Origin of the sequence: Moorena sp. SIO2C4 (assembly GCF_010672485.1) — a bacterium.
Classification (GTDB): domain Bacteria; phylum Cyanobacteriota; class Cyanobacteriia; order Cyanobacteriales; family Coleofasciculaceae; genus Moorena; species Moorena producens.
In genome coordinates this window covers 1-2513 of record NZ_JAAHGN010000331.1, presented here as the reverse complement: position 1 = coordinate 2513, position 2513 = coordinate 1, and the positions used below count along the sequence as shown (strand labels likewise).

Annotated in this window: 1 protein-coding gene; it reads right to left on the bottom strand. The window is 38.3% G+C overall.

Features of this window, described 5'->3' with window-relative positions:
- The coding region (locus F6K20_RS17880) for a M10 family metallopeptidase (RefSeq protein WP_287248801.1) at nt 1-1506 on the bottom strand (1506 nt) is incomplete at its 3' end.
- Nucleotides 1507-2513 lie beyond the last annotated feature (1007 nt).

Genomic DNA, 2513 nt, shown 5'->3' with positions numbered 1-2513 from the left:
ATCAAAGTCTATGAGGTGGCCATTTTTGACTTTTAGTCGATTGCCATCAATTTTAAAGCGACCTTGAGCATCATCTAATAATTTATAAGTATGGCTATCTCCCCAATCAACATCCTTAGTAGTCAGCTTAGCAATGGTAGTCCCATTTTTACTGAATTCTTTGACACTGTTGCCATCAAGGCTGATATTCGTCGGAGCAGTGTTGGTAGTTTGAGGCTCCTCTTGAACATACTGAACGTCGCTAATATTTGTTATTGTGTCCGGAATAATAATCTCTTCCCATACAGGTGCTTGACTCTCCTCCTCGAAGATAATCTTAAGGAGATCGCTTTCAGAGACTGTATGGTAGTCTTTGAGGGTAATCGAACTATCCGAGCCTAGACCAAGAATCAGGTCATCACCGCTTTGGGTTTGGGTCACACTAGAGAAAGCATAATTGGAAAGATCTAAAGTATCTAGATAGTTCCAACCTTTAATAAGATCATCACCCGTGGAAATTTCAAGTTCATAACCGCTAAAGATATTGGCCGCACTATTGGCAATGATGTAATCGTTACTGTTGGAGTTGATCAGATTTTCAAAAACTGTACCGAATGCGATCGCAGTCCCAAATTCAGACGTAACGTATTCTCTTCCGCTGTCATCGCTCCTAGCTTTATAAGAGCTATCATTGTAAGCTTCTTGGGTGGTCAGAATACCCCCCTCATTCATATCAAAGTGGTAACCTTTCTCCACAAAAGTCAGGTTTGAAAAGTCTAAGGTATTTACACCACCACTATCCCAGAGGGTTTGCTTAATCTCTTCGATCGGTTTGGTTTTACCATAATACTCACTACCATCTGTGTAGTAATTAACGCTGTCAAAGGAGTAAGTAGTATCCCCGTGGTTATACTCCCTAGCTCCATAGATAGACTGTAATGCTTGAATGTCGTAAATCATTGGGGTAATCGCTGATTTCCCAGCAAAGTTATACGACATTACTGTGTTGGTGGTATTGTCCTCGTTAAAGGGCAAAAATGGACCGTGATCATTATCCTCGTATGGATTCGGATGTTTTAACCCCAGACTATGTCCTATCTCGTGAATCACGGTCATGTAGCCATGATTCCCTGGATCGTCAGCAAATCCGTTATTACCTGTGGTGTCGTAAGCTTGGTTCAAATGCACATCCCCGGCCACATCCGACCAATTGCCAACATTGGTATTAAATCCCTCAGGCAAATAGGTATAGGCATAGCCCGGACCATCAGATACCATGTAGCGCAATAGACCATAGTCTGTTGCTGTATCTGCTACCTCATGGAAATCAACAGCAATGTATCTTTCCAGAGTTTCGAGGATGCTTCTGATATTGTCTTTGGTTTTTTCTGATATCTCTGAAACCCCCGTTTCAGGTCCGTAATAAGAACCACTATTGGCATTGTTATAGAAGCTGTAGGTGATAGTATTAGTGTCCCAATGGTGATGATCCAGAAGTGAATCAGCTGAGGAAAATGTGTTAGACATTGCTTTTAGTTAACTCTTACTGCTTGACAAAGCCTAGTTACGGTAAATGATTTGGCGCTCAGGGAAGTTCCTGATTGTTGATGGTTCATGTTTAATGGCTTATTGCCAGTTGCCATGAATCGTAGCTATAACCCCATTCTATAACTATTAAAAACCACTGAATCTCCTAGGATATTTATGTGAAAAACAATAAATCTTAGATAGTTTTTAGACTTAAATTAATCATGAATTATATATGTTTAAAGTCAAGTTTAATATGTGTATACTTTTGGTTTGGCTTTGGTTTTTTTACGGCTTATATGCCAAAAAAAAACCAAAACGTAAATCCGGACAATAATCAGTAATTAAATAAATTAAATTTAAATAAATTAAGTTAGCATTTTTAAGTATGAAATATGAATTTTTATTGAAGTTTTTGATTGTCAATTAAGCCACATTAACATCAGATAGCGTTTTTATTTTAGTTTTGAACATACTACCTTAGGTAATATACAAAATACAAAATGCAAAACGCAATAGGGGAAACAGCTCCAGCGTTTTATTGTCCACTAAAGACCTCCTAGGTTTACATCTCATTTATAAACCCTATAAATAAAGCCTAGGAATAGGGATAAACTCTCAAAATTTTCCAGTTTACGTCGAACTCCAATCCTAGTTATGTGAAGTTAGTATAAAGTTATAACAAATAGATAGAGGCTAAAATCAGTAGTTTTTCTAGGTCACCGTTTATTGGTAAGCATTCAGCATTCAGCTTAAGCTTTTTTTTGTAGGTGATGTCGCCATGATGCCCTTTTGTTCGGTTCGTTCTGTTGCCAGCATCATGAATGGCTGATAGCTGGCAACCATAGCATGGGCTTAGTTGCGTAGGGTGCGTAGGGTGTCTGGGTTCTTCCCTATTATCCTTTGGATTTCTATGAAATCCCGTATCTCCAAACTCCGTGTTCCAGTTATGCAGTTATTCATTTACTCTATTTAACTCTATGTCTACATTATATACTAGAGTTATA